This window comes from Kaistella sp. (genome assembly GCF_049588135.1).
Classification (GTDB): Bacteria; Bacteroidota; Bacteroidia; order Flavobacteriales; family Weeksellaceae; genus Kaistella.
On record NZ_JBAVFG010000216.1, the window covers coordinates 1 to 21,512 of the forward strand.

Genomic DNA, 21,512 nt, shown 5'->3' on the forward strand with positions numbered 1-21,512 from the left:
GTTCATAATTAATTATTTTTGAGAGAATAAAGTTATAGCGAAATCACAAATAGCTTGTCACAAAAAATGATAAATTATTCTTAAATTTTTGTAACAAATATTTCAATTTTATTACTAATGATTAAAATATTACTAATGATTAAAATTATAGAAATGAAAAAATTATTTTCCCTGTTTTTGCTTACCGCATTTTTTGCCTTAAATGCACAGGAAACTGCCAACAGATTCTTTTATGAACTCACTTTTAAACCAAAGAAAGATTCAGCAAAATTAGATAAAGTGATGACGATTTTGGACATTACCAAAGACAAATCGATTTACCGAGATTATACTTCAACCGCACAAGATTCTATCATGAAAGTTCAATTTGAACAAATGCAGAAATCCGGTGTTTTCAAAGATTTTTCGAAAATGGTAACCATGCCGAAATTTTCGGAAAAAGTGTATAAATTTTATCCGGATATGAAAGTTCAGTACGTTCAAAGAATTTCCAGCGGTTTTACCCCAATGAATATTGGCTACAACGACGACAGCAAATTCAATTGGAAAATTCTTAACGAAAAAGAAAAAATAGGAAGTTATAACACGCAAAAAGCAACCACAGATTTCGGCGGAAGAAGCTGGACGGCTTGGTTTACATCCGATATTGCGCTTCAGGATGGACCTTACAAATTTCACGGACTTCCTGGTTTAATTGTGAAAATTGAAGATGCCGATAAAAACTATTCTTGGGAACTGAAAGGAAATAAAAAAGTAGAAAACTTTAATGAAACCACTTATCTTGAAACAATTTCTCCCGGCGGAAACGGCGGAAAAGTTCAGGAAGTGAGCCGCGAAAAATTCGATAAAACCTTCACCGAATTCAAAAAAGATCCACTTGCATCCACAAGACCTTTGCTGAAACCCGAAATGCTTTCGCAAAAAATGCCGGGAAGCGAAACTACGATTGGTGATATGTTGAAGCAACAAGAAAAAATGCTGAAAGATTTCTTCGGAGCCAACAATAACCCGATTGAAATCGCCCAGCCTCAAGTGAAAACAAAAAAATAAACATTCGTCCTTATTAAATTATATTGTAAAAATTCCTGGAGCCATGCGGTTTCAGGTTTTTTTATGACATCAATCAGTTTCAAGACTTTCTTATTTAGATTTAATTTAAATAACTTATATTTGCACTTCAAATTTTAGTATTGAAAAGAGATATTTCTAATAAATTATGCTGCTTCCCGAAAGAAAAAACCGGGAAAATTTTGGGCTACGAAAACGAAGATCTCAAAATGCCCAACAAAATTATCGAGATGGGACTTTTGCCAGAAACTGTTTTCAAAATCCTTTATCAAGCGCCTTTCAAAGGACCGCTTTATATTGAATTTGGCGACGAAAAAAGCAGAATCGCTCTTCGCGAAGAAGAAGCGCGATTTATTATTGTAGAACATTTAACTTAAATATTCCGAAAAATCTGTCTCGACTTGAGAAAGATTTGAGGTGAGGAAAAAATGCAAAAAACTTCACACAACAAGCAAATTCTTTTAGTCGGAAACCCCAACGTAGGGAAATCTACGGTTTTTAATCTGCTTTGTAACAAAAAACAAAAAACCGGAAATTACGCTGGAGTTACCGTTGCAAGCCATTCCGGGAGTTACGATTTTAAAAACGAAAATGTTGAAGTTATCGATTTGCCGGGTTCTTATAGCGTTTATCCGACTTCCGAAGATGAAGCTATTTTCTCGAAATTTTTAATTGAAGAACAGCAGAATTATGCCGGAGTGATCTATATTTTAGAAGCTTTGAGCATTAAAAGAGGTTTGCTTCTTTTTCAGCAAATTCAAGATTTGGGAATTCCTGTTTTATTAATTGTCAATCAAATCGATCAAGCTGAAAGACGCGGAATCAACATCAATATTGATGAGCTTTCCAAAGAACTGGGCGTTACTGTTTTGCAAACCAACGCCAAACAAAACCAAGGAATCGAAGAACTTCGCGAAGAAATTTTTAATAATAATTTCACCAAATCTGAAACTGTTTCGTTTGAAATTCCGTTGGAACAGAAAGGATTGGTTTTCAAAATATTATCGGAATCCAAAGAAAAAAATCAATATAAAATCTGGACGCTTCTTTCTTCCGACACGTATCTCGGAAAGTTAGAAACCGTGAACGATCAGTTGAATGACGATGAGGTTAAATGCCTCGTTCCCAAAAGATTGCAAACGCAAGAAACGATTCGGCGTTACCAACAAATCGATAAAATTATTGCTAAAGTTTTATCGAAAAAGCCACAGTTTAAAGAATTGCTGACCGAAAAATTAGATAAGATTTTGGTTCATAAAATCTGGGGATATTTAATTTTCGCCCTTATTTTATTATTTATTTTCCAAAGCGTTTTCTTTTTGGCAGAATATCCGATGAATTGGATTTCCGATTTCTTCCTTTGGCTTTCGACTTTTGCGAATGCTCATCTTCCGGAAGGACCGATCAATTCGTTAATTTCAAACGGAATTATTCCGGGAATTGGCGGAATTATGGTTTTCGCACCGCAAATCGGAATTCTTCTATATTTCCTTTATTTATTGGAAGATTCGGGTTATATGGCAAGAGTTATTTTCTTGATGGATCGGTTTTTACGACCATTTGGACTCAATGGAAAAAGCATTGTTCCATTGGTTTCCGGAACGGCTTGTGCAATCCCGGCAATTATGTCCACCCGAAATATCGAAAACGTAAAAGAAAGATTGATTACGATTCTCGTAACGCCTTTTATGACGTGTTCTGCGCGACTTCCGGTGTACAGTATTATCATTGGTTTAATTATTCCTGATAAATATTTCGGTGGAATTTCTTATAAAGCCTTAGCGCTGATGGCGATGTATTTTCTCGGATTTTTCACTTCATTAATGGCCTCATTAATTCTTAAAAAAATCATTAAAAATAAAGGAAAATCTTTTTTAGTAATGGATTTGCCTTCTTATAAAATGCCACTTTTCGGTTATGATTTTAAAATCGTTCTCGGTAAAGTTTGGGAATTTGTTACAGGTGCCGGAAAGATTATTTTCTTTTTTAGCATCGTGATTTGGTTTTTCTCTTATATCGGCCCGAAGCAAAACAAACAGGAACTTTTTGCGACTGACGTAAAATTAGAACAATCCTATCTTGCTAAAATAGGAAAATCTATCGAACCTGTAATTGCACCACTCGGTTATGATTGGAAAATGGGCGTCGGTATTTTAACCAGTTTTGTAGCGCGAGAAGTGTTTGTTGGTACAATGTCAACACTTTACAGTCTTGATGATGAGGCGCCAGAAGGAAAAATTATCGATAAAATGCGGTCAGATGTAAAACCAAACGGCGAGAAAATTTATAGTTTTGCGACGGGAATTTCAATCTTATTCTTTTACGCTTTTGCCATGCAATGTGTATCTACTTTAGCCGTTGTATATAAGGAAACCAAATCCTGGAAATGGACGATGGCACAACTTTTTGGCATGTCGGGATTGGCTTATATTGCTTCGTTAATTGTTTATCAAATTTTAAAATAATGGATTCTTCACTTATTTTTCAATATTTTATTATCGCTGTAATCGTTTTGTTTGCTGGTTATTCTTTGTTTAAAATTGTTGCTAAAAACTTCAGTTCAAAGAAATTCAAAAAGAAAGGAAAGCCAGGTTGCGATTCGGATTGTGGGTGTTCGTAGATCATCAAAAAAGTTGAAATCTTTTCTTTAAATTTGTGAAAAATGGAGAGATGGAGAGATGGAGAGATGGAAATTACAAACATTAATCAATTAGATCCTCACAAAATCTACACTTATACAGATTATCTTCTATGGAAGTTCAAGGAAAGAATTGAACTTTTCAAAGGGAAAATTTTTAAAATGAGTCCTGTTCCTGCAAAAATTCATCAGGATGTTTTACGTAATATTAATAGAAAATTCGACCAGTTTTTTTTCAAAGGTCAGTGTAAAGTTTACTTTGCGCCTTTTGACGTTCGGATTCCAGATAAAGATGGTAAAATTCTCACCGTTGTACAGCCAGATTTGTGTGTTGTTTGCGATTTAGATAAATTAGATGACAAAGGTTGTCTGGGCGCTCCCTATTTGATTGTCGAGATTTTATCATCCGGAAACACCAAAAAAGAGCAGGATTTGAAATACAGCATTTACGAAGAAGCCAGTGTTTCGGAATATTGGATTGTGTATCCTACCGATAAAAACATTCAAGTTTTTGTTTTGCAAAGCGGGATTTATATAGGATTAAAGCCCGCTACAGAAGGAGAAATTATTACTTCGAGAACCTTTCCTGAGTTGAGCTTTTCTACCGATGAAATTTTTGGGAATCTTTAGTTTTTATGGGAACGCTATCTTTCATAAAAATCCACTGAAAAACCAATAGGAACTGAAATTTTAGATTTCACGGAAACTCCATTAAAAACCGCGGGATTCCATTTTTTATTTAACCTCTTTAAAGTACGGAAAACTTCATGTGTAAATGTCGGATTTCTGATATCTGGTTGCAAACTTGGGTTTACGATTTCTCCATCGACATCGATATAAAAATCGAGAAAAAATTTTCCATTGATGTGATAATCGGTAAATAAACTCATGAAATTATCATGAAAATCTTTGTCAAATTTCTTTTTTCCACCGATATAAGTTGCGGGAATATAAAACTGATTTGGATGGTAACTTTCTTTATAATTCTCAAATAAATCATTCGGGAAAATAAAAAACTCAACCACAGAATCGAAGTATTGATTTTTCACAACAGCAGGTTTCCAATTGGTTTTTAAAGACTTCAGAACGGTTAATGATAGATCATAAGCGCATTTATTTTTGGAAATATTGAAAGAATCAAAATCTTTAACAAATTTTATTTGTGCATCTTTTGTTAAAAGTAGTTTTACCGAATAGAGCTCTTTTTTGTTTTCGCAAGGTTTTATATTTTTATCAAGAATTATTTGATGAAAATCTCGGTAAAATTTTGTAATTCCTCCTTCATAAAAATCCTGATCTTTCGGAAACTGATCTAAGATTTGTGCATTGCAAAACGTCGATATAAAACAAAATAATAAAAGGTATTTTCTCATGAAAGAAGCGTTATTTTAGTCTCGATAATTTGAATGTAAATTAGTTTTGTGATTAAATTAAGATAGTTAATCATGATCATACACTTCTGTATTGAAATTAATTTGATAATAGAAAACAGAATTTACAGGTTTGTTATTTTTTTGTGCAGGCTCCCAATTTTTGTGTTTTTTTCTAAGGACATAGTTTAGATCGTCCAGTAATAATTCGTAATTTTTTACTTTAGGTTGTATATCAATTATTTTTGCCAAACCAGTATCATTAATGTAAATCGCAAAAGTCATGGTGCCATTTATTGCGTAATTCTGATCTACGGCGAAGCTTAGCGCACGGTTGAAATCTTTTTGCAACTTTTTTTCACCCAATTTATAATGAGCATTTTTATCCCAATCTTTAGGAGATTGCTCTTGAGCATTATGTAGGGTTGCTGTGAAATAAAATATAATAAATAGAAGTTTCTTCATTTTATGAGTTTTTAATAAAAATAGAAAAGCTTTACGAATACTGTTATACATAAAAGAATAGCCAGTTTCTATTTAAACATCAACACTCTCTGTGACGAAATTGAGCTTAATCCTAATTTTGGAGTCAACAGGAACATTATTGCATTTTGAAGGAGTCCAGTTTTTTTTGATTTTTTTAACAGCAAATTTTAAGTCGCGGAGAAAACCTTCGCTGTTTTCAACTTTCGGAGTAACATCAAGATTGGTAACTTTTCCATCTTTGTCGATGTTGATATGAAGAAAGAATGTGCCATTAACAACATAAATTTCTTTATCCACATAAGCCGAAATATATCTAAATAATTCTCTGTTAAAGGCGGCATCGCCACCTTCGAATTGGGCTCTTACAAATTGTGAGTTTTCGTCACAAGAAGTTACTTTGTAGTAATCGTAAGGTTTTTTAATGTCAACTCTGAAGAAATTCTTACTGCTTTCAGAGAAAAAATAACCTTCTTGTAAATCTTCTATTTCTTGTGCAGAAGAAAAAACAGAAGCAAAAATTAATAGAAAAAATATCTTTTTCATGTTATAAAATTTAATGCTGAAAGATAATTCATTTGTAAAATAAAAACAAAAGAAATTGATGTGATTTTTTAACCCCCGATTGACGCTATATTTCTATTTGAATCGTCGAAACTTGTTCCTTGTTTTGAAGCCACATTCTTTTGTGAAATATCGTGGAACAAAAGATATAGCAAGGAACCGAGAAATAGTTTCTGAAAAATTATTTTTTTAAACCCCATCGGTTTTCTATTCCTAAAATATTATAAATTACTTTCAAATGATATTTCACAGTGTTTTCTGAAATAAATAAAATGGTTCCAATTTCTTTATTGGTCTTGCCTTCTTTAATGAGATTGATGATATCAATTTGTCTTTGGGTCAGGTGATAATCTTGGAGGTATAGTTTTTCATTTCCTTTCTCATCAAACTCTTTGGTGAGGCTTTCTAGATCCATCCGCATACGGCTATTTTCCCGTTGCATAAGGATGTTTTTTTGTTTGTTGGCCAAGTGAAATTTCACCAAAACGAAAACGAAAGCAATTAGAATCATAGATAAAAATATCAAGACATAGCTGATTTTTTTTTCATAATCGATTTCAATATTTTTTCTTTTTTGTAAAAGCTCTTTTTCTAAAATATTGAGTTTACCAGTTTGGTTTACATGATTATATTGAGTTCTTGCGTTATTTACTTTGTTCTGAGTGAGTAGTGCATTTTTATAATCTTCAGAGTCTACATAATATTTGGTAAGGCTTTCCAACATGGAGATTTTATAGAGATCCATTTTATACTTTTCTGCATAGTACATTCCTTTTTCATAGGATTCTAAGGCAAGTTTTGGCTGACTGAGAAAGTGATAAAGTGTAATTTTCTTTTGGTAAATATTGGGTAAATCCATTGGACTTACTTTTTCTAAAAGTTGAATTGCTTGATCAAGTTTTAGATCGGCATTTTTGTAATCATTTTTTCGCATATCCAAAACAGCCAGTAACGAAATGAAAAAAGATTGGGTTTTCTCGTCAATCAGTTTTATGTTTTCGGGCTTAATCTGAGCAAGATATTGATCGACCTCGGTGTGTTTTTGCAGATCGAAGGTGATGAAAAGTTTTTCGACCAGAATCCGACTTTCTACTTCTGTAGCTTTAGGACTTTTAATGCCAATTGCCAAAGCCTGATTCAGATTATCTAAGGCTTCAGAGTAATTATATAGTCTTTTGTACGTAAAGGATTTTTGAAGGTAAGCATTGTATTTATCATAAGAAGTATATTCTTTGCCATTGATGATGTTCTCTAGTTTAATAATGGAAGTATTGTATTTTTTTTCATTATTTAATTGCGTGATTTCATCATTGAGTTTTTTCGGATTTATCCTTTGCGCTTGAGTTATCTGAGCCAAAAAAAGAATTAAAAGAAAAGATAGAGCTTTATTCATAGGGCTGATTTCAAAATATAAATAAGTACTTGGTGATGATATTGAGGTGATTGAACTCACTACCTTTAGGGTAGTTGGGCAACTATCTCAAGACCACTCTTGCAAAAGTAGTGAATACTTAATTAATTCTTGAGTAATATGATGCCTTGTTAGCCTATATTAATGTGAATAATTTAAGTATTTTTATGAAATAGGATCAATCGTGTAATTTTTGATTTAACATTTAAAAACATCAATCATTATATTTTCGCCAATGATTTATTAAGTGATGAACGAGCAAAAAAAATCCGATATCGATTATCGGATTTTTATTTTTTAAAGTTAAATTGCTGAAAATAAGAGGGTTTAAAGTCAGCTTTAGTTGTTCTGTTTTTACAAAACTTCGATTTGGTTTTTCAGTAAATCATCGAATTCTTCTCTTTTTCTGATGAGGTGTGCTTTGCCATCAAGAAATAGAACTTCCGCAGGCTTCAGCCGTGAATTAAAATTAGAACTCATTTCAAAACCATAAGCACCAGCATTTCTGAAAACTAAAATGTCATTTTCGCGAACTTCATTTAATTTTCTGTCCCAAGCAAAAGTATCGGTTTCACAAATGTTCCCGACAACGGTATAAATTCTTTCCGCTCCTTTTGGATTCGAAAGATTGTCGATGATGTGATGAGAATCGTAAAACATCGGTCGAATTAAATGATTGAAACCAGAATTAATTCCAACGAAAACAGTTGCTGTTGTTTGTTTGATAACATTTGATTTCACCAAGAAATGTCCACTCGTACTCACCAAATATTTCCCCGGTTCAAACCACAATTCGAATTTTATTCCACTTTCTTTATGGTATTCTGCCAAGGCTTTTTCTACTTTTTTACCCAAAGTTTTCACATCGGTTTCGATGTCGCCTTCTTGGTAAGGAACTTTGAAGCCACTTCCCATATCGATGTATTTTAAGTCTGGGAAATGTTCTGCCAATTCAAACATGATTTCGAGTCCCTGAATAAATACTTCAGGATCTTTAATTTCACTTCCGGTATGCATGTGAAGTCCTTCTATTAAAAGGTTTGTTGATTTCATTACTCTCGTAATATGACGGAGTTGATGAATCGATATTCCAAATTTCGAATCGATGTGACCAGTTGAGATTTTGTGATTTCCACCCGCATAAATGTGCGGATTGATTCTCACAAAAATCGGATAACTATTTCCGAATTTAGTTCCAAACTGCTCTAGAATTGAAATGTTATCGATATTGATATGAACCTTCAGCTTCATCGCTTCTTCGATTTCAAATAAATCGACACAATTCGGAGTAAAGAGAATATTGTTGTGCGTGAATCCTGCTTTCAAACCTAATTTCACCTCATTAATCGAAACGCAATCTAAACCGGCTCCTAAGTTTTTAATGTATTTTAAGATATTGATATTGGTCAAAGCCTTTGCAGCATAGAAAAAGCGGGTGCTTTTATGAAAAGATGAGGTAAGCTTTTCGTAATGATTTTTGATGCTTTCAGCGTCATAAACATAGGTTGGTGTTCCGAATTCCTCGGCGATTTTCATTAAATTTTTATCTGTCATATCATTTATTTTTTACATTAAAAAAGCAGACCCCGAAAAGAGCCTGCTTCACAATATTATTAAAATACCTGCTCTTAATCCACGGAATTTGCTTTAGAGAAAAACTTTTTCCCCTTAGAAGTACCCTTTTTTATAGATATTTGAACAATCATTATTTTGTTTCATTAAATTCTCGTCAAAATTAAAATTTTTAATTTAATTCTGCGCTATTTATTTTAAAGGACTTGCAATTATTTCAAAATCTCCACGCAAAAGTCCCATTTTTAATTCATTTTCTAAATCTAAAGTCGGGAAATCGATGTCGATTTTTAAACTCGATAATTTCTTTAAAGATTCAATTTGGGTGTATAATTCATAAAAGCCGTAAGCAATTAATTTTCCTTTCTCAAATTGTAAGAATGATTTTTCGCCAAGAATTCTACCTGTAGAAAGCCAAAGTTGATTGATTTTATTGATGGTTATTAATTCTTTGAGATTTTGAATTTCTTTTAATTCCTTTCTGCTATTAATGAAGCTTACTGCTTTTATTCCTTGCGTAAAAGATTTGAATTTCAATAACGGTTTATCAATTTTTTGATTGTTAATTTTATCGACAAAATATTTTTCGTTTTGATGATACAGACCGAATGGTAAAGTTTCTTTCTTTGTTAAACCTTTGGTCCTCATCATTAATTTTGCCAGAATATCATTTCCAGTTAATTCATATTGAATTTGCTCAACCTCTTCCTGAATCGTTATCCAGCGTTTTGATTTGGAATGAAAAATATTTTTAGAAAATTTATTGAGGTCGTCAACAAAATCAGAGTAGATGATTTTCCCGCTTTGATTCTGAAAATAGAGAATCCCTTTTTCTGCGGGTAGATCTTGAGTTAAATTGCGAATTTTATTCAGATAAGTTTTCGCATTTACCTCGTCATGATGTTGTTGAATGATTTCCGAATCTTTGTCTTTGATCATTAATAATTTAAACAATTCCAAAGTCGCCTTCGCATCCCCAGATGCACGGTGTTGATCAACCAAAGGAATCCCCAATGATTTTACCAATTTACCCAAATTATAACTTTCGGCTTCGGGAATTAATTTTTTGGCTAAAGGAATCGTGTCTATCGTATTGATTTTGAAGTCATAACCTAAACGCTTGAATTCCTGCCGAAGCATTCTGTAATCGAATTCGATATTGTGACCAACCAAAGTGGTGTGTTCCGTGATTTCTACCATTCTTTTTGCAATTTCATGAAATTTCGGTGCAGTTCTCACCATTTTTGGCGATATTCTGGTCAACTTCTGAACAAAAGGCGTGATGTCACTTTCCGGATTAACCAAAGAAATAAATTGGTCTATAATCCGATGACCGTCATATTTATATACGGCGATTTCGATGATGCTTTCTTTACGGAAAGGTGCACCGTTACTTTCTATATCAATTACTGAGTACAAATTCTTCTGATTAAATTATCTTTTTCTTGCTCCTAAACCGAACATTCCCAAAACAAATTTTGCGCCTTCTCTGGCTAAAGTTGTGGTAAATGTTCTTCCTGCACTAGATTTCATAACACTTTCAAGGATGCTTGGTTCTTCTTTTGCGGTTCTTGTTTTCATTGTTGGTGCGGAATTTTGTACCGCTTGTTCCATTCTGCTGGTCAACATTTCATAAGCCGAATCTTTGTTGACGGTTTGTTCATATTTCGCAACCAAAGCGGAACGGCTCGTTAGATCAAGAACCTCACCTTCACTTAAAACATCCATTCTGGATTCCGGAGAAATCAAAAAAGTTTGAACCAAAGGTGTTGGGATTCCTTTTTCGTCGAGAGCGGTAATAAATGCCTCGCCAATCCCAAGATTTTGTATTAATTCTTTGGCGTTGTAATATTCTGTAGTAGGGTAATTCTCTAATGCTTTAGAAATTTCTTTTTTGTCTTTTGCGGTAAATCCACGAAGTGCATGCTGTATTTTTAAACCTAATTGTGACAGTACATTTTCAGGTACATCGCCCGGAATTTGAGTGATAAAGTAAATTCCAACTCCTTTCGAACGGATGAGTTTTACCATGGTTTCAATTTGGGCTAATAACGTTTTGCTCGCCTCATTAAAAATAAGATGCGCTTCATCGATAAAAAGGACAAATTTTGGTTTTCCCGTATCGCCTTCTTCAGGGAGCGTCATGTAAATTTCCGCAAAAAGAGAAAGCATAAAGGTGGAGAAAAGCTGGGGCTGACTTTGGATGTTTTGAACTCTTAAAATATTTACAACTCCTTTTCCGTCTCGGGTTTGTAATAAATCATGTACGTCAAAACTCGGTTCGCCAAAAAACTCGGTTGCACCCTGCTGCTCTAAAGCAACGATTGAACGTAAAATAGCACCCAAAGAAGCTGGTGAGATAGAGCCGTAACTGCCTTTTAAATCTGCTTTTCCCTGGTCGTTATCAGTGAGGTATTGCAGTAGTTTTTTCAAGTCTTCGAGGTCAATTAAAGGCAAGCCCTTATCGTCCGAATATTTAAAAACAATAGACATGATGCTGCTTTGTGTATCATTCAAATTTAAGATTTTACTTAAAAGCAAAGGCCCAAATTCCGTAACGGTAGCACGAAGTTTTACCCCTTTTTCGCCAGAAATCGATAGGAGCTCTACCGGAAAAGCCCGTGGCAGATAAGGTAATTTCGTTTTCGAATATCTTTCGGCAATAATGGCGTTTTCAGTTCCAGGTTCTGCGATACCGGAAAAGTCTCCTTTGATATCTAAAACCAAAGACGGGATTCCCGCATGGGAAAGTTGTTCGGCAAAAACCTGAACTGTTTTGGTTTTCCCAGTTCCGGTTGCTCCGGCGATTAATCCGTGGCGGTTGATTGTTTTCAAAGGAATGGTTACATCAACTTCGGTCACTACTTCGCCGTCGAGCATTGCTTTTCCTAAAGTGATAAATTCGCCTTTCGGGGCGTATCTTGTAGAAAGTTCCTGAATGAATTTTGCTTTATCTGTCATCTTTAATATGATTAGAAAGGTTAAAGATAAAAAATAATGAAGAGTAGGAAACGGTTTAATCGAAATATTCGAAAATTTAGGTGATGAAAGTCATTTTTAATTAAGATTAAAAAGTCGTAATTTTGACTTGTCATGAAACCTATAATTACAATCCTATTATCAGTGATCATTTTTGGAGCAAGTTTTCAGAACTCGCTTTTTATGATTGATTATAAGATTAATCAGGCTTTTTATGAAATTCATTGTATCAATAAAACAAAACCAGAAATGGATTGTCACGGGAAATGCCAAATGAAACAGGAAAGTGAGAAATCCACGAATCCTTTTAATTTGGTGAAATACTCTTTTGAGTTTAATATTTTACCTTCAGCATCGGTTGATTATTGTATTGAAAAACAAAATTTCGCTCATTCTAAATCTGTGGATTTTATCTACCAAGAATTTTTCATTCCTGAGATTTTACTCAGTATTCTGCCACATCCTCCGCAAGTGTAATTTGATATTTTCTATTAACTTCTTCTTTTTCCAATGAAATTGAAGCGGTTTGACCGTCTCTTTTAAAAGGGAAAAAACATTCAATCAAATTCTCACTTAAAAACAAATAAAATGAAATTTTCATTCAAAACTATATTTGCCTTATTGGCAATGGCATTCCTCGTGATCTCTTGTAGAACTTCTGATGATGATCCAATCGATCCCACAAATCCTAATTCGGAAATTGAAGGATTATTAAAAATTAAAGAAATCACCAATGATACTCATATTATCGAATTGTATTCTAAATCTGGTGCAACCAATTTAGGGTATAACGATATCAAACTTCGTATTAAAAATAAATCGACCAATCAGTACGAAAAAAGCGCAACTGTTAAATGGACTCCATTAATGCACATGACCATGATGACGCATTCTTGCCCGAATTCTGCAGTGCAAAAAGTAACATCTGACGGATCTTTATATTCCGGATATATCGTTTTCCAAATGCCGGGAAATGCTTCAGAATATTGGGATTTGAAAATTGATTATACAATTGGCACCAATGATTACACCGCAACAACGGTAATTGATGTTCCTGTTTCTGCTAAACAAACAGTCAGCTCTTTTATAGGATCTGATAATGTAAAATATGTGGTGGCTTATATCGAACCGAAATCGCCAAAAGTAGCGATTAATGATATGGTTCTTGGAGTTTGGAAAATGCAAGACATGATGACTTTCCCAGTGGTAGATGGTTATACCGTGAAAGTAGATCCAAGAATGCCGGGAATGGGAAATCACAGCTCGCCCAATAATGTGAATGCAACACAATCTGCCGCAGGAAAATTGTATAACGGCAAACTTTCTTTAACCATGACGGGTTATTGGAAAATCAATTTACAATTAGCAAAAGCAGATGGAACCATTTTAGCGGGACAAGAAGTTACCGAAACCAATCTGGCAAGTACCATTTTTTTCGAAATCGATTTCTAAATATTCATGATATAGCTTTTTCATTAGCCTTTAGTTTTTATTAAAGGTTAATGAAGCTATATTAATCAAAAACAAATGATTATGAAACAACTTACGCTTGTGATTTTTTTTATGATGATGACAGCGAATGGCTTTGCACAAACACATTTACAGGATTCTACCAAGTCACAAAATATCCAAGAAGTTATCGTTATTGGAACGACCAACATTTCCAATAAAGAAAACAAACCTTTGGGTTCAATTGATGAATACCTTCAAAAATCCGCAAAAGTAGATATGGTGAAACGAGGTGCTTACGCTTGGGAACCGCTCATTAACGGTTTACCCACGGAAAGAACTTTAATAACGATTGATGGAATGAGAATTTTTGGTGCGTGTACCGATAAAATGGATCCCATTACTTCTTATATTGAAGTTTCTAATTTAATGGAAGCCAGTATCAGTTCAGGTCAGGAAGGTTCTTGCCACGGAAACACGATTGGTGGTTCTATTGATTTGAAAAGAAACAAAATGATGTTTGGGCAAAAGAAATGGAATTTCAATGTTAACAGCGGTTTTGAAACGGTAAATCTTCAAAAGATTTTCGGTGCAGGAACCAGTTTTAAAACTGAAAAATTCTATACTGATGTTAATTTTATGACGAGAGATGCTGAAAATTACGATGCAGGAAATCATGTCGAAATTCCCTATTCACAATTTCAAAAAATAAATATTTCTGGAATTTCCGGTGTGAAGTTGGGTGAAAATAAATTATTAGAAGCGTCTGTTATTTACGACAAAGCAAATGATGTCGGTTATCCTGCCTTACCAATGGATGTTTCGATCGCTGAAGCGTTGATTGCTTCTTTGAAATTTCAAATGTTGCCCGAAAACGATTTCCTGAAAAGTTGGGAAACCAAAATTTACTTTAATAATATCATGCACAGGATGGATGATACCAAAAGACCCAACGTGCCAATTCACATGGATATGCCGGGTTGGAGTAAAACCTACGGTTATTATTCTCATTTAAAATCGGTTTTCAATAACCATCATTTTTTGCTGAATATTAATGGGTTTTACAATAAATCCCGTGCAGAAATGACGATGTATCCTGAAGATAAGAATGAAAAATTAATGTTCATGTTGACTTGGCCGGATGTAAGAACTTTGGCGCAAGCACTTTATCTGGAAGATCAAATCAGTCTTAATCAAAATTCAAGTTTAAAATTATCGGCTTCGGTGACGATGCATCAGAATAAAATCGAAAGTGAATTTGGTTTAAACAGTTTACAGATTTTTTATCCTGAAATGAAAGCGGAAAAAACCAGAATATTAAAGAGTCTCGCCGCGAATTACGAGTTCAATAAAAATTCATTTCAGGCAGGTTTTGGTGTAGGATATGGCGATCGTGCGCCGTCGGTTTCGGAAGGTTATGGTTTTTATTTATTCAATAGTTTCGAGAAATATGATTATATCGGAAATCCGAATCTTAAATCCGAATCTTCATTTGAATTAAACGCTTTCGTTGGTTTGAAAAAAGAAAAATTTAATGCCAAAGTTTCATCTTCTTATTTTCATATTTCAGATTATATCGTTGGGAAAATCATTGATAAACTCGTTCCGATGACGACAGGAGCAAATGGCGTAAAAGCTTATACAGCCTTAGATTACGCAACTTTATTTAATGTCAGTTTATCGACAGAACTGCAAATTGCAGAACCTTTGAAATGGACGACTCAATTAGTTTACACTCGTGGGAAAGATAATGAGCAAGGGAATTTACCATTTATGAGTCCGTTCAGTTATCAAACTTCTTTGCGCTATAATAAGAATAAATTTTCCACGGAAGTATTGGTTTTAGGAAATACGAAACATCAAGATTTTGCCCCTCAATATGGCGAATCTGAAACTCCCAATTATACGATTGCTCATATTAATTTCGGTTATTTATTTAATTTCGGAAAAACTAAAGTCTTCACTAAAGTTGGTGTGGAAAATATTTTTGATCGCTTTTATACCACTTATTCTGATTGGAATAAAATACCAAGACCGGGAAGAAATTTCTTTATTAATTTGAATTTTAGTTGGTAGAAAAATATGGTTTTAAAACTGCCAAATGTTAGCTGTTGTAAAAACAGGTTCCAGGAAAAATTCTGTAAATTTGTTAGACAACAAAATCGAAATATCATGAAAAGAGCAGATATCATCACCATTATTATTGAAGAACAGAAAGTGGTTATCGAAAGTTTGAAGCAATCTGTCGATCATTATAAAATTGCGTCGGATGTAGATGAAGAAAGCACTCATGATCCTGAAGATTTTTCGAACCAAACCCAAGCGAAAGATATGCAGCTTCGATTTGAAAAAACACTGAAGGAGGCAGAGAGAAGTTTAACTTTTTTAGAAAGTGAACTCAAATTAGAACATCATAAAATTGAAAAAGGAACGCTTGTAGAAACCGATCAGAATTTTTTATTCATTGGAATTTCTGTTCCTGTTTTCAAATTTGAAAATAAAGAAGTCATTGCTTTTTCTGATCATGCTCCTGTTTTTCAAAACATTAAAGGGAAAAACAAAGGAGATTTTGTAGAGGTTGGTTCGAAATCACTTCAAATTATAGATTTTAGTTAAATGAACGATGTGACTTCTATAGCCTCGGTTGCTTTTTATGAGAAAATTAAAGAGTATTTTTGCTAAAATTGTTTAGATGGAGTTATTAGGATATTTTGCGGCAATCGTTATTGGTCTCGTTATGGGATTAATCGGTGGTGGCGGAAGTATTTTAAGTGTTCCGATTTTCGTTTATATTTTCGGTTTTGATTCAGTAACTGCAACTACACTTTCGCTTTTTGTGGTAGGTGTTACCAGTTTGGTAGGATCGGCAGGATTTGTGAAAGAGAAAATGATTGATTTTCAAACCGCTTTAATTTTCGGAATTCCATCTGTTTTGGGAGTGCTGTTTTCGAGAAGATTGGTCTTGCCGCATTTGCCGGAATACATCATCAATCGCTGGGGAATTACCATGACTAAAGATATGTTTTTACTTTTCTTATTCGCAATCCTGATGTTGATCGCCTCTACTAAAATGATTAGGAAAACGGAAAGACCTTCGGGAAGAAAGCAAAACGAAAATAACTACACCATTTTAATATCACAGGGACTTTTAGTAGGAATTATTACAGGATTAATTGGTGCTGGCGGTGGGTTTTTAATCGTTCCTGCCTTAGTGATGTTGATCGGATTGCCGATGAAAAAAGCAGTCGCAACATCGCTTTTTATTATCGCACTCAATTCGATTCTAGGATTTTTGAGTACCATGAAAATGGTTGCTCATGATTGGACTTTTCTCATCATCTTTTCCTCATTATCGGTAGTTGGGATTTTTTTAGGAATAGTATTGGCTAAGAAAATCGATGGTCGAAAATTAAAACCCGCATTTGGTTGGGTTGTCCTGTTGATGGGATTATTTATCATTATTAAAGAAATATTTATTAAACAACAAATAGCAATATGAAAAAGTTATTGATTTTTACCTTAGCGCTGTTTTTATTAACAGCATGTAAAAAAGAACAAGAAAACACTACAAACGCTACCGAGGTTTCTGCAAAAGATCCTAACGCAGTGAGTTTGGTGCAGGAAACCCATAAGTTGACAAACGACAAAGGGGAAGTAATGAGCGTTACTTATTTTGCACAAGGAAATGATATTGCGGTGAAGTTGGAGCAAGACGGTAAGCCAGAAGAAATTCTGATTGCTAAAAAGATCAACACCAAAGGTGAACCTGTTTTTGCCAATGAAAAAATGATGTGGGAAGGCGCTCTTGGAACTGGGGGAAAGCTGACTAATGTTCAAGGTAATGTAACCCAATATAGAGAAATAGACGAAAGTAAGTAAACCTTATTTCTTAATTTATTAAGATCAAATTCCTTTATTATCTTATTTTTTTAAGTGAGATTTTTAAAGTATAAAAATTGAAAAATAATGAAAATAGAGCAAATTTATACAGGATGCCTCGCACAAGGAGCATACTATATCGTTTCAGGAAATGAAGCAGCGATTATCGATCCATTACGAGAAACAAAACCTTATACCGATCGATTAGAAAAAGATGGAGTAAAATTGAAATATATTTTTGAAACCCATTTCCACGCAGATTTTGTTTCTGGACATGTAGATTTATCAAAAAAAACAGGTGCACCAATAGTTTATGGGCCAACAGCAAATCCTGATTTTGAAGCGATTATTGCAGAAGACGGGCAGGTTTTTGAAATCGGAAAAATAAAGATCAAAGTGTTGCATACTCCTGGTCATACCATGGAAAGTTCAACCTATCTTTTAATTGATGAAAACGGAAAAGAAACCGCAATTTTCAGTGGAGATACGCTTTTCTTAGGTGATGTTGGGCGACCAGATCTTGCTCAGAAAGCAGCAAGCATGACCCAGGAAGAATTGGCGGGTATTTTATATGACAGTTTGCAGAATAAAATTATGCCTTTGTCTGATGATATTACGGTTTATCCCGCACATGGCGCTGGTTCTGCTTGCGGTAAAAATATGCAGAAAGAAACGGTGGATACTTTAGGAAATCAAAAGAAAACCAATTATGCTCTGAACCAACCTAACAAAGAATCTTTCGTAAGAGAAGTTCTGGATGGTTTATCTGCGCCGCCAAAATATTTCGGAATGAATGTCGCTCTGAATAAAGGTGGTTACGAAGATTTCGATGTTATTCTTAAAAAAGGATCACATCCTGTTTCTGCCCAGGATTTTGAAGCAGTCGCAGAAGAGACTGGAGCATTAATTTTAGATACCAGAAATGCGGCAAATTTCTATAAAGGATTTGTTCCTAATTCCATTAATATTGGTTTACAGGGAGATTTTGCACCTTGGGTTGGAGCCATGATTTATGATGTGAAACAACCTCTTTTATTGGTGACTGATCTGGGGCTTGAAGAAGAAGCGATTACCCGTTTGGCGAGAGTTGGATTTGATAATGTGATTGGTTATTTAGATGGCGGTTTTGAATCTTGGAAAAGTGCAGGAAAGGAAAGTGATCATGTTAACAGAATTTCTGCTCAAACTTTTTCAGAGCAATTCAAAGAAGATTCGAAAATTATCGATGTAAGAAACGAAACTGAATATGCTGCAGAACATGTGAATGAAGCGTACAGCAGACCTTTAGTAAATATTAATGAATGGGCGAAAACATTGGATAAAAACGAACATTTCTTCTTGCATTGCGCAGGTGGATATAGAAGTATGATTGCTGCAAGTATTTTGAATTCTAGAGGAATTAGAAATTTTTCAGAAATAGCAGGAGGTTTCAATGCAATCAAAGGAACTGATGTTCCCAAAAGTAATTTCGTTTGCCAAACAAAAACTTTAAAATAATGAGTTTAAAAAAGATTTTTATTGCAGGCCTGATTTCAATGATTTCATGGTCTTGCAAAACTGCAGTTCCGGTTTCAGAAGTCTCTCGTACAGCTATAAAAGAAATGGTAACCAATCCAGAAACAACTTTGGTTGATGTTAGAATTCCGGAAGAGTTTTCCGAAAAAACAGCCGAAGGAGCAATCAATATTCCATTAGCAAAGATTGAAGAAAATCTCGATTTTTTCAGAAAGCAAAAGCAAGTAGTGTTATTTTGTAACCGAGGAAGACAGTCTGAAGAAGCAATAAAAATTTTAAAAAAGAACGGAATTACAAACGTGTACAGCGGAAAAACTGTTCACAACATCAATGCCATTAAAAACGAAAAGAAATGAAAAATATATTAGACAATATTACTTTTAATAATGATAAAGCAAATGTTTTTCCTCTAAAGAAAACAGATGACATTAAATATTTCGCAGTGGCACTTGGGAAAGGTGCGGTATTGAAAAAACATACAGCGCCAGTTCCTGCAACTTTAGTAGTTTTAAAAGGGGAGATTAATTTCTTAATTGAAAACGAGGAAATCAAATTGAAGCAGTTTGATGTTTATGAAATTCCTGTGAATGTGGAACACGAAGTGGTTGGTCTTGAAGAAGAAAATCTTTTCTCAGTTGCTCAAGAATTATAGAAATGATGAAATTAATTCAGAAATATAAATTGGGATTAGCCGGCATTGTCGTCGGTGGAATTTTGGGTTACGCTTATTATCACTTTGTCGGTTGTGAAAGCGGGACTTGTGCGATTACTTCCAAGCCATTTAATTCAACTGCTTATGGAATGGTAATGGGATATTTAATGTTTTCGGTATTTCAAAAATCTAAAATAAAACAAGAAAATGCTTAATTTTATTAAAAATCTTTTCGGGTCGAAAACAGTTGATTTTAAAGAGTTGTTTATCGCTGGTGCGCAAATCATTGATGTGCGAACACCTACCGAATTCAGTAACGGTCATATTAAACAATCGACGAATATTCCTTTGCAACAACTTCAAAGTGAAATGAAAAAACTCGATTTGAAAAAACCAATTATCACCTGTTGCGCAAGCGGAATGCGAAGTGCTTCTGCTAAAGCAATTCTTCAACAAAATGGTTTTGAAGTTTATAATGGAGGTGGTTGGAGTTCGCTTCAAAATAAATTAAACAAATGAAAAATTTATTTCAAGGCTGGAATCTAAACCGATTCTTGTATTTAGCAGGTGGAATATTTTTTGTACTCATTGCAGCAAATGACCGTGTTTGGTTCATGATTCCTTTTGGATTGTATTTCATGGCGATGGCAATTTTTAAATTTGGCTGTGCCGGTGGTTCATGTCAAGTTCCATTAGAAAAAGAAGAAAAGCATTTAAACTAAGGTTTTAGTTGAGTAGTATTATTAACTATTTTATTTAAAGTGATGTCACAAAAATTTAAAGAACTTATAGATTCAGAACGTCCTGTACTCATAGATTTTTTCGCAACTTGGTGCGGACCATGCAAAGTACAGTCTTCCGTTTTAACTACCGTTAAAGAAAACATTGGCGATTTAGCCAGAATTGTAAAAATAGATATCGATCAGTTTCCTGCGATAGCTGCAGAATATGGCGTTCGTGGAGTTCCGACTTTAGCCGTTTTCAAAAAAGGAGATTTGCTTTATAAAGAAAGTGGCGTTCACGATGTGAATACTTTGACTGATTTATTGAAAAAATTTGCCTAATAAGTAGATAAAAGAAAATAGATGAAAGATAAAGGGCTTACAATCAACCGTCTAAATTCTTAAAATATATTGTTAAATATTTATTAGTACTTGTTGTTTTAATACAAATTCATCACGGTCTGAGAGAAAGGGAAATTTCGTTCTAAACTTTTCCAGTTTTTCTGCTTCAAAAAGTGCGGAAACGATATTGTTATTCGTTGTTGAGATTTCTTCACCATCTGCAAAATAGCAATACGAACTTTCAGGATATTCCAAATGATTGCCATCAATTCCAATTCTATTTAAACCAAAAACATACGCTTGATTTTCAATGGCTCTGGCTTTTAACAAAGTTTGCCACGCATCAATTCTACTTTTAGGCCAATTGGCAACATATAAAATAGCGTCATAATCATCATTATTTCTAGCAAAAACAGGGAAGCGCAAATCGTAACAAACCTGTAATAAAATTCTCCAACCTTTATAATTCACGATCACTTTTTCTTTTCCGGCACTATATTTTTCATCTTCACCAGAATACGAGAAAAGATGTCTTTTATCGTAAAAAGAATATTTCCCGCTGGGTTCTACGAAATAAAATCGATTCACATATTGCTCATTTTCACAAACAGAAGCACTTCCGCAAACAGCGGTGTTTTTTTCTTTTGCGAATCTTTTCATCCATTCCAAAGTTTCTTCATTTCGATCTGCAATTTCTTCGGGCTTCATATAAAACCCAGTTGAAAACATTTCGGGAAGAATAAATAAATCTGCCGAGATTTTTTTGAAGGCCTGTTCAATTTGATTAAAATTTTCACTTTTGCTTTTCCAGGCGATATTTAAATTTAAACCGCTAATTATTAAATCGTTCATGGTGTTTTATGTTTGT

General features: G+C 34.0%; 25 protein-coding genes. 17 read left to right on the forward strand and 8 right to left on the reverse strand.

Features of this window, described 5'->3' with window-relative positions:
• The first annotated feature begins 153 nt into the window (after positions 1-153).
• The 4 genes from WBY99_RS11790 (at position 154) to WBY99_RS11805 (ending at position 4,336) form a co-directional block, all read left to right on the forward strand.
• Positions 154-1,050: a GLPGLI family protein gene (locus WBY99_RS11790; RefSeq protein WP_423976533.1), complete on the forward strand. Its 897-nt coding sequence runs from the start codon at positions 154-156 to the stop codon at positions 1,048-1,050.
• Between the two features lie 140 nt (positions 1,051-1,190).
• On the forward strand, positions 1,191-1,445 hold the full coding sequence (locus WBY99_RS11795; RefSeq protein WP_423976534.1) for a FeoA family protein: 255 nt from the start codon (positions 1,191-1,193) through the stop codon (positions 1,443-1,445).
• A gap of 51 nt (positions 1,446-1,496) precedes the next feature.
• Complete coding sequence (gene feoB, locus WBY99_RS11800) at positions 1,497-3,533, forward strand: ferrous iron transport protein B (RefSeq protein WP_423976535.1); 2,037 nt, start codon at positions 1,497-1,499, stop codon at positions 3,531-3,533.
• A 197-nt stretch (positions 3,534-3,730) separates the two neighbouring features.
• Positions 3,731-4,336 carry a Uma2 family endonuclease gene (locus WBY99_RS11805; protein WP_423976536.1) on the forward strand — a complete coding sequence of 202 codons (606 nt, stop codon included), beginning with the start codon at positions 3,731-3,733 and terminating at the stop codon, positions 4,334-4,336.
• A gap of 14 nt (positions 4,337-4,350) precedes the next feature.
• Here WBY99_RS11805 and WBY99_RS11810 read toward each other — a convergent pair whose 3' ends face one another.
• The 7 genes from WBY99_RS11810 to WBY99_RS11840 all read right to left on the reverse strand — a co-directional run bounded on the left by WBY99_RS11810 (position 4,351) and on the right by WBY99_RS11840 (position 12,067).
• The gene (locus WBY99_RS11810; RefSeq protein ID WP_423976537.1) at positions 4,351-5,079 is read right to left on the reverse strand and encodes an energy transducer TonB; all 729 of its coding nucleotides are present in this window, start codon (positions 5,077-5,079) and stop codon (positions 4,351-4,353) included.
• Positions 5,080-5,145: 66 nt separating this feature from the next.
• Entirely contained in the window at positions 5,146-5,541 is a 396-nt protein-coding gene (locus WBY99_RS11815; RefSeq protein WP_423976538.1) for a hypothetical protein, read from the reverse strand.
• 72 nt (positions 5,542-5,613) lie between these two features.
• Positions 5,614-6,105 (reverse strand): hypothetical protein, encoded by a 492-nt coding sequence (locus WBY99_RS11820; protein ID WP_423976539.1) that lies wholly within the window; start codon positions 6,103-6,105, stop codon positions 5,614-5,616.
• 199 nt (positions 6,106-6,304) lie between these two features.
• Entirely contained in the window at positions 6,305-7,516 is a 1,212-nt protein-coding gene (locus tag WBY99_RS11825) for a helix-turn-helix transcriptional regulator (protein ID WP_423976540.1), read from the reverse strand.
• 372 nt (positions 7,517-7,888) lie between these two features.
• Positions 7,889-9,088 carry a diaminopimelate decarboxylase gene (gene lysA / locus WBY99_RS11830; RefSeq protein ID WP_423976541.1) on the reverse strand — a complete coding sequence of 400 codons (1,200 nt, stop codon included), beginning with the start codon at positions 9,086-9,088 and terminating at the stop codon, positions 7,889-7,891.
• 210 nt (positions 9,089-9,298) lie between these two features.
• Positions 9,299-10,525, reverse strand: coding sequence for a 3'-5' exonuclease (locus WBY99_RS11835; protein ID WP_423976542.1), 1,227 nt, complete (start codon positions 10,523-10,525; stop codon positions 9,299-9,301).
• A gap of 15 nt (positions 10,526-10,540) precedes the next feature.
• Entirely contained in the window at positions 10,541-12,067 is a 1,527-nt protein-coding gene (locus WBY99_RS11840; RefSeq protein WP_423976543.1) for a helicase HerA-like domain-containing protein, read from the reverse strand.
• Between the two features lie 132 nt (positions 12,068-12,199).
• On the opposite strand from WBY99_RS11840, the gene WBY99_RS11845 reads away from it, so the two are divergent.
• The 13 genes from WBY99_RS11845 (at position 12,200) to WBY99_RS11905 (ending at position 20,644) form a co-directional block, all read left to right on the forward strand.
• Positions 12,200-12,562: a hypothetical protein gene (locus WBY99_RS11845; protein WP_423976544.1), complete on the forward strand. Its 363-nt coding sequence runs from the start codon at positions 12,200-12,202 to the stop codon at positions 12,560-12,562.
• 111 nt (positions 12,563-12,673) lie between these two features.
• Complete coding sequence (locus tag WBY99_RS11850; protein WP_423976545.1) at positions 12,674-13,537, forward strand: hypothetical protein; 864 nt, start codon at positions 12,674-12,676, stop codon at positions 13,535-13,537.
• Positions 13,538-13,618: 81 nt separating this feature from the next.
• Positions 13,619-15,610, forward strand: coding sequence for a TonB-dependent receptor plug domain-containing protein (locus WBY99_RS11855; protein ID WP_423976546.1), 1,992 nt, complete (start codon positions 13,619-13,621; stop codon positions 15,608-15,610).
• Positions 15,611-15,706: 96 nt separating this feature from the next.
• Positions 15,707-16,150 carry a hypothetical protein gene (locus WBY99_RS11860; protein WP_423976547.1) on the forward strand — a complete coding sequence of 148 codons (444 nt, stop codon included), beginning with the start codon at positions 15,707-15,709 and terminating at the stop codon, positions 16,148-16,150.
• A 76-nt stretch (positions 16,151-16,226) separates the two neighbouring features.
• A complete protein-coding gene (locus tag WBY99_RS11865) occupies positions 16,227-17,033 on the forward strand; it encodes a sulfite exporter TauE/SafE family protein (RefSeq protein ID WP_423976548.1) in 807 nt (268 codons plus the stop codon).
• Complete coding sequence (locus WBY99_RS11870; protein ID WP_423976549.1) at positions 17,030-17,413, forward strand: hypothetical protein; 384 nt, start codon at positions 17,030-17,032, stop codon at positions 17,411-17,413. Before WBY99_RS11865 ends, WBY99_RS11870 begins: the two co-directional genes overlap by 4 nt.
• 87 nt (positions 17,414-17,500) lie before the next feature.
• Entirely contained in the window at positions 17,501-18,910 is a 1,410-nt protein-coding gene (locus WBY99_RS11875) for an MBL fold metallo-hydrolase (protein WP_423976550.1), read from the forward strand.
• Complete coding sequence (locus WBY99_RS11880) at positions 18,910-19,284, forward strand: rhodanese-like domain-containing protein (RefSeq protein WP_423976551.1); 375 nt, start codon at positions 18,910-18,912, stop codon at positions 19,282-19,284. Before WBY99_RS11875 ends, WBY99_RS11880 begins: the two co-directional genes overlap by 1 nt.
• A complete protein-coding gene (locus WBY99_RS11885) occupies positions 19,281-19,580 on the forward strand; it encodes a cupin domain-containing protein (protein ID WP_423976552.1) in 300 nt (99 codons plus the stop codon). Before WBY99_RS11880 ends, WBY99_RS11885 begins: the two co-directional genes overlap by 4 nt.
• Before the next feature lie 2 nt (positions 19,581-19,582).
• A complete protein-coding gene (locus WBY99_RS11890) occupies positions 19,583-19,795 on the forward strand; it encodes a DUF6132 family protein (RefSeq protein WP_423976553.1) in 213 nt (70 codons plus the stop codon).
• Positions 19,788-20,099, forward strand: coding sequence for a rhodanese-like domain-containing protein (locus WBY99_RS11895; RefSeq protein WP_423976554.1), 312 nt, complete (start codon positions 19,788-19,790; stop codon positions 20,097-20,099). Before WBY99_RS11890 ends, WBY99_RS11895 begins: the two co-directional genes overlap by 8 nt.
• Positions 20,096-20,302 (forward strand): hypothetical protein, encoded by a 207-nt coding sequence (locus WBY99_RS11900; RefSeq protein ID WP_423976555.1) that lies wholly within the window; start codon positions 20,096-20,098, stop codon positions 20,300-20,302. The genes WBY99_RS11895 and WBY99_RS11900 overlap by 4 nt, the downstream gene beginning before the upstream one ends.
• Positions 20,303-20,344: 42 nt before the next feature.
• Positions 20,345-20,644: a thioredoxin family protein gene (locus WBY99_RS11905; RefSeq protein ID WP_423976556.1), complete on the forward strand. Its 300-nt coding sequence runs from the start codon at positions 20,345-20,347 to the stop codon at positions 20,642-20,644.
• Between the two features lie 72 nt (positions 20,645-20,716).
• Here WBY99_RS11905 and WBY99_RS11910 read toward each other — a convergent pair whose 3' ends face one another.
• Positions 20,717-21,496 carry an amidohydrolase gene (locus WBY99_RS11910; protein WP_423976557.1) on the reverse strand — a complete coding sequence of 260 codons (780 nt, stop codon included), beginning with the start codon at positions 21,494-21,496 and terminating at the stop codon, positions 20,717-20,719.
• Between the last annotated feature and the right edge of the window lie 16 nt (positions 21,497-21,512).

Coding starts and splice junctions, on each gene's coding strand:
- WBY99_RS11885 (WP_423976552.1), top strand. CDS start 19,281: ATGAAAAATATATTAGACAATATTACTTTTAATAATGATAAAGCAAAT.
- WBY99_RS11890 (WP_423976553.1), top strand. CDS start 19,583: ATGATGAAATTAATTCAGAAATATAAATTGGGATTAGCCGGCATTGTC.
- WBY99_RS11865 (WP_423976548.1), top strand. CDS start 16,227: ATGGAGTTATTAGGATATTTTGCGGCAATCGTTATTGGTCTCGTTATG.
- WBY99_RS11880 (WP_423976551.1), top strand. CDS start 18,910: ATGAGTTTAAAAAAGATTTTTATTGCAGGCCTGATTTCAATGATTTCA.
- WBY99_RS11855 (WP_423976546.1), top strand. CDS start 13,619: ATGAAACAACTTACGCTTGTGATTTTTTTTATGATGATGACAGCGAAT.
- feoB (WP_423976535.1), top strand. CDS start 1,497: ATGCAAAAAACTTCACACAACAAGCAAATTCTTTTAGTCGGAAACCCC.
- WBY99_RS11900 (WP_423976555.1), top strand. CDS start 20,096: ATGAAAAATTTATTTCAAGGCTGGAATCTAAACCGATTCTTGTATTTA.
- WBY99_RS11850 (WP_423976545.1), top strand. CDS start 12,674: ATGAAATTTTCATTCAAAACTATATTTGCCTTATTGGCAATGGCATTC.
- WBY99_RS11790 (WP_423976533.1), top strand. CDS start 154: ATGAAAAAATTATTTTCCCTGTTTTTGCTTACCGCATTTTTTGCCTTA.
- WBY99_RS11815 (WP_423976538.1), bottom strand. CDS start 5,541: ATGAAGAAACTTCTATTTATTATATTTTATTTCACAGCAACCCTACAT.
- WBY99_RS11875 (WP_423976550.1), top strand. CDS start 17,501: ATGAAAATAGAGCAAATTTATACAGGATGCCTCGCACAAGGAGCATAC.
- WBY99_RS11805 (WP_423976536.1), top strand. CDS start 3,731: ATGGAGAGATGGAGAGATGGAGAGATGGAAATTACAAACATTAATCAA.
- WBY99_RS11895 (WP_423976554.1), top strand. CDS start 19,788: ATGCTTAATTTTATTAAAAATCTTTTCGGGTCGAAAACAGTTGATTTT.
- WBY99_RS11810 (WP_423976537.1), bottom strand. CDS start 5,079: ATGAGAAAATACCTTTTATTATTTTGTTTTATATCGACGTTTTGCAAT.
- WBY99_RS11870 (WP_423976549.1), top strand. CDS start 17,030: ATGAAAAAGTTATTGATTTTTACCTTAGCGCTGTTTTTATTAACAGCA.
- WBY99_RS11845 (WP_423976544.1), top strand. CDS start 12,200: ATGAAACCTATAATTACAATCCTATTATCAGTGATCATTTTTGGAGCA.
- WBY99_RS11860 (WP_423976547.1), top strand. CDS start 15,707: ATGAAAAGAGCAGATATCATCACCATTATTATTGAAGAACAGAAAGTG.
- WBY99_RS11825 (WP_423976540.1), bottom strand. CDS start 7,516: ATGAATAAAGCTCTATCTTTTCTTTTAATTCTTTTTTTGGCTCAGATA.
- WBY99_RS11910 (WP_423976557.1), bottom strand. CDS start 21,496: ATGAACGATTTAATAATTAGCGGTTTAAATTTAAATATCGCCTGGAAA.
- WBY99_RS11820 (WP_423976539.1), bottom strand. CDS start 6,105: ATGAAAAAGATATTTTTTCTATTAATTTTTGCTTCTGTTTTTTCTTCT.
- WBY99_RS11840 (WP_423976543.1), bottom strand. CDS start 12,067: ATGACAGATAAAGCAAAATTCATTCAGGAACTTTCTACAAGATACGCC.
- lysA (WP_423976541.1), bottom strand. CDS start 9,088: ATGACAGATAAAAATTTAATGAAAATCGCCGAGGAATTCGGAACACCA.
- WBY99_RS11905 (WP_423976556.1), top strand. CDS start 20,345: ATGTCACAAAAATTTAAAGAACTTATAGATTCAGAACGTCCTGTACTC.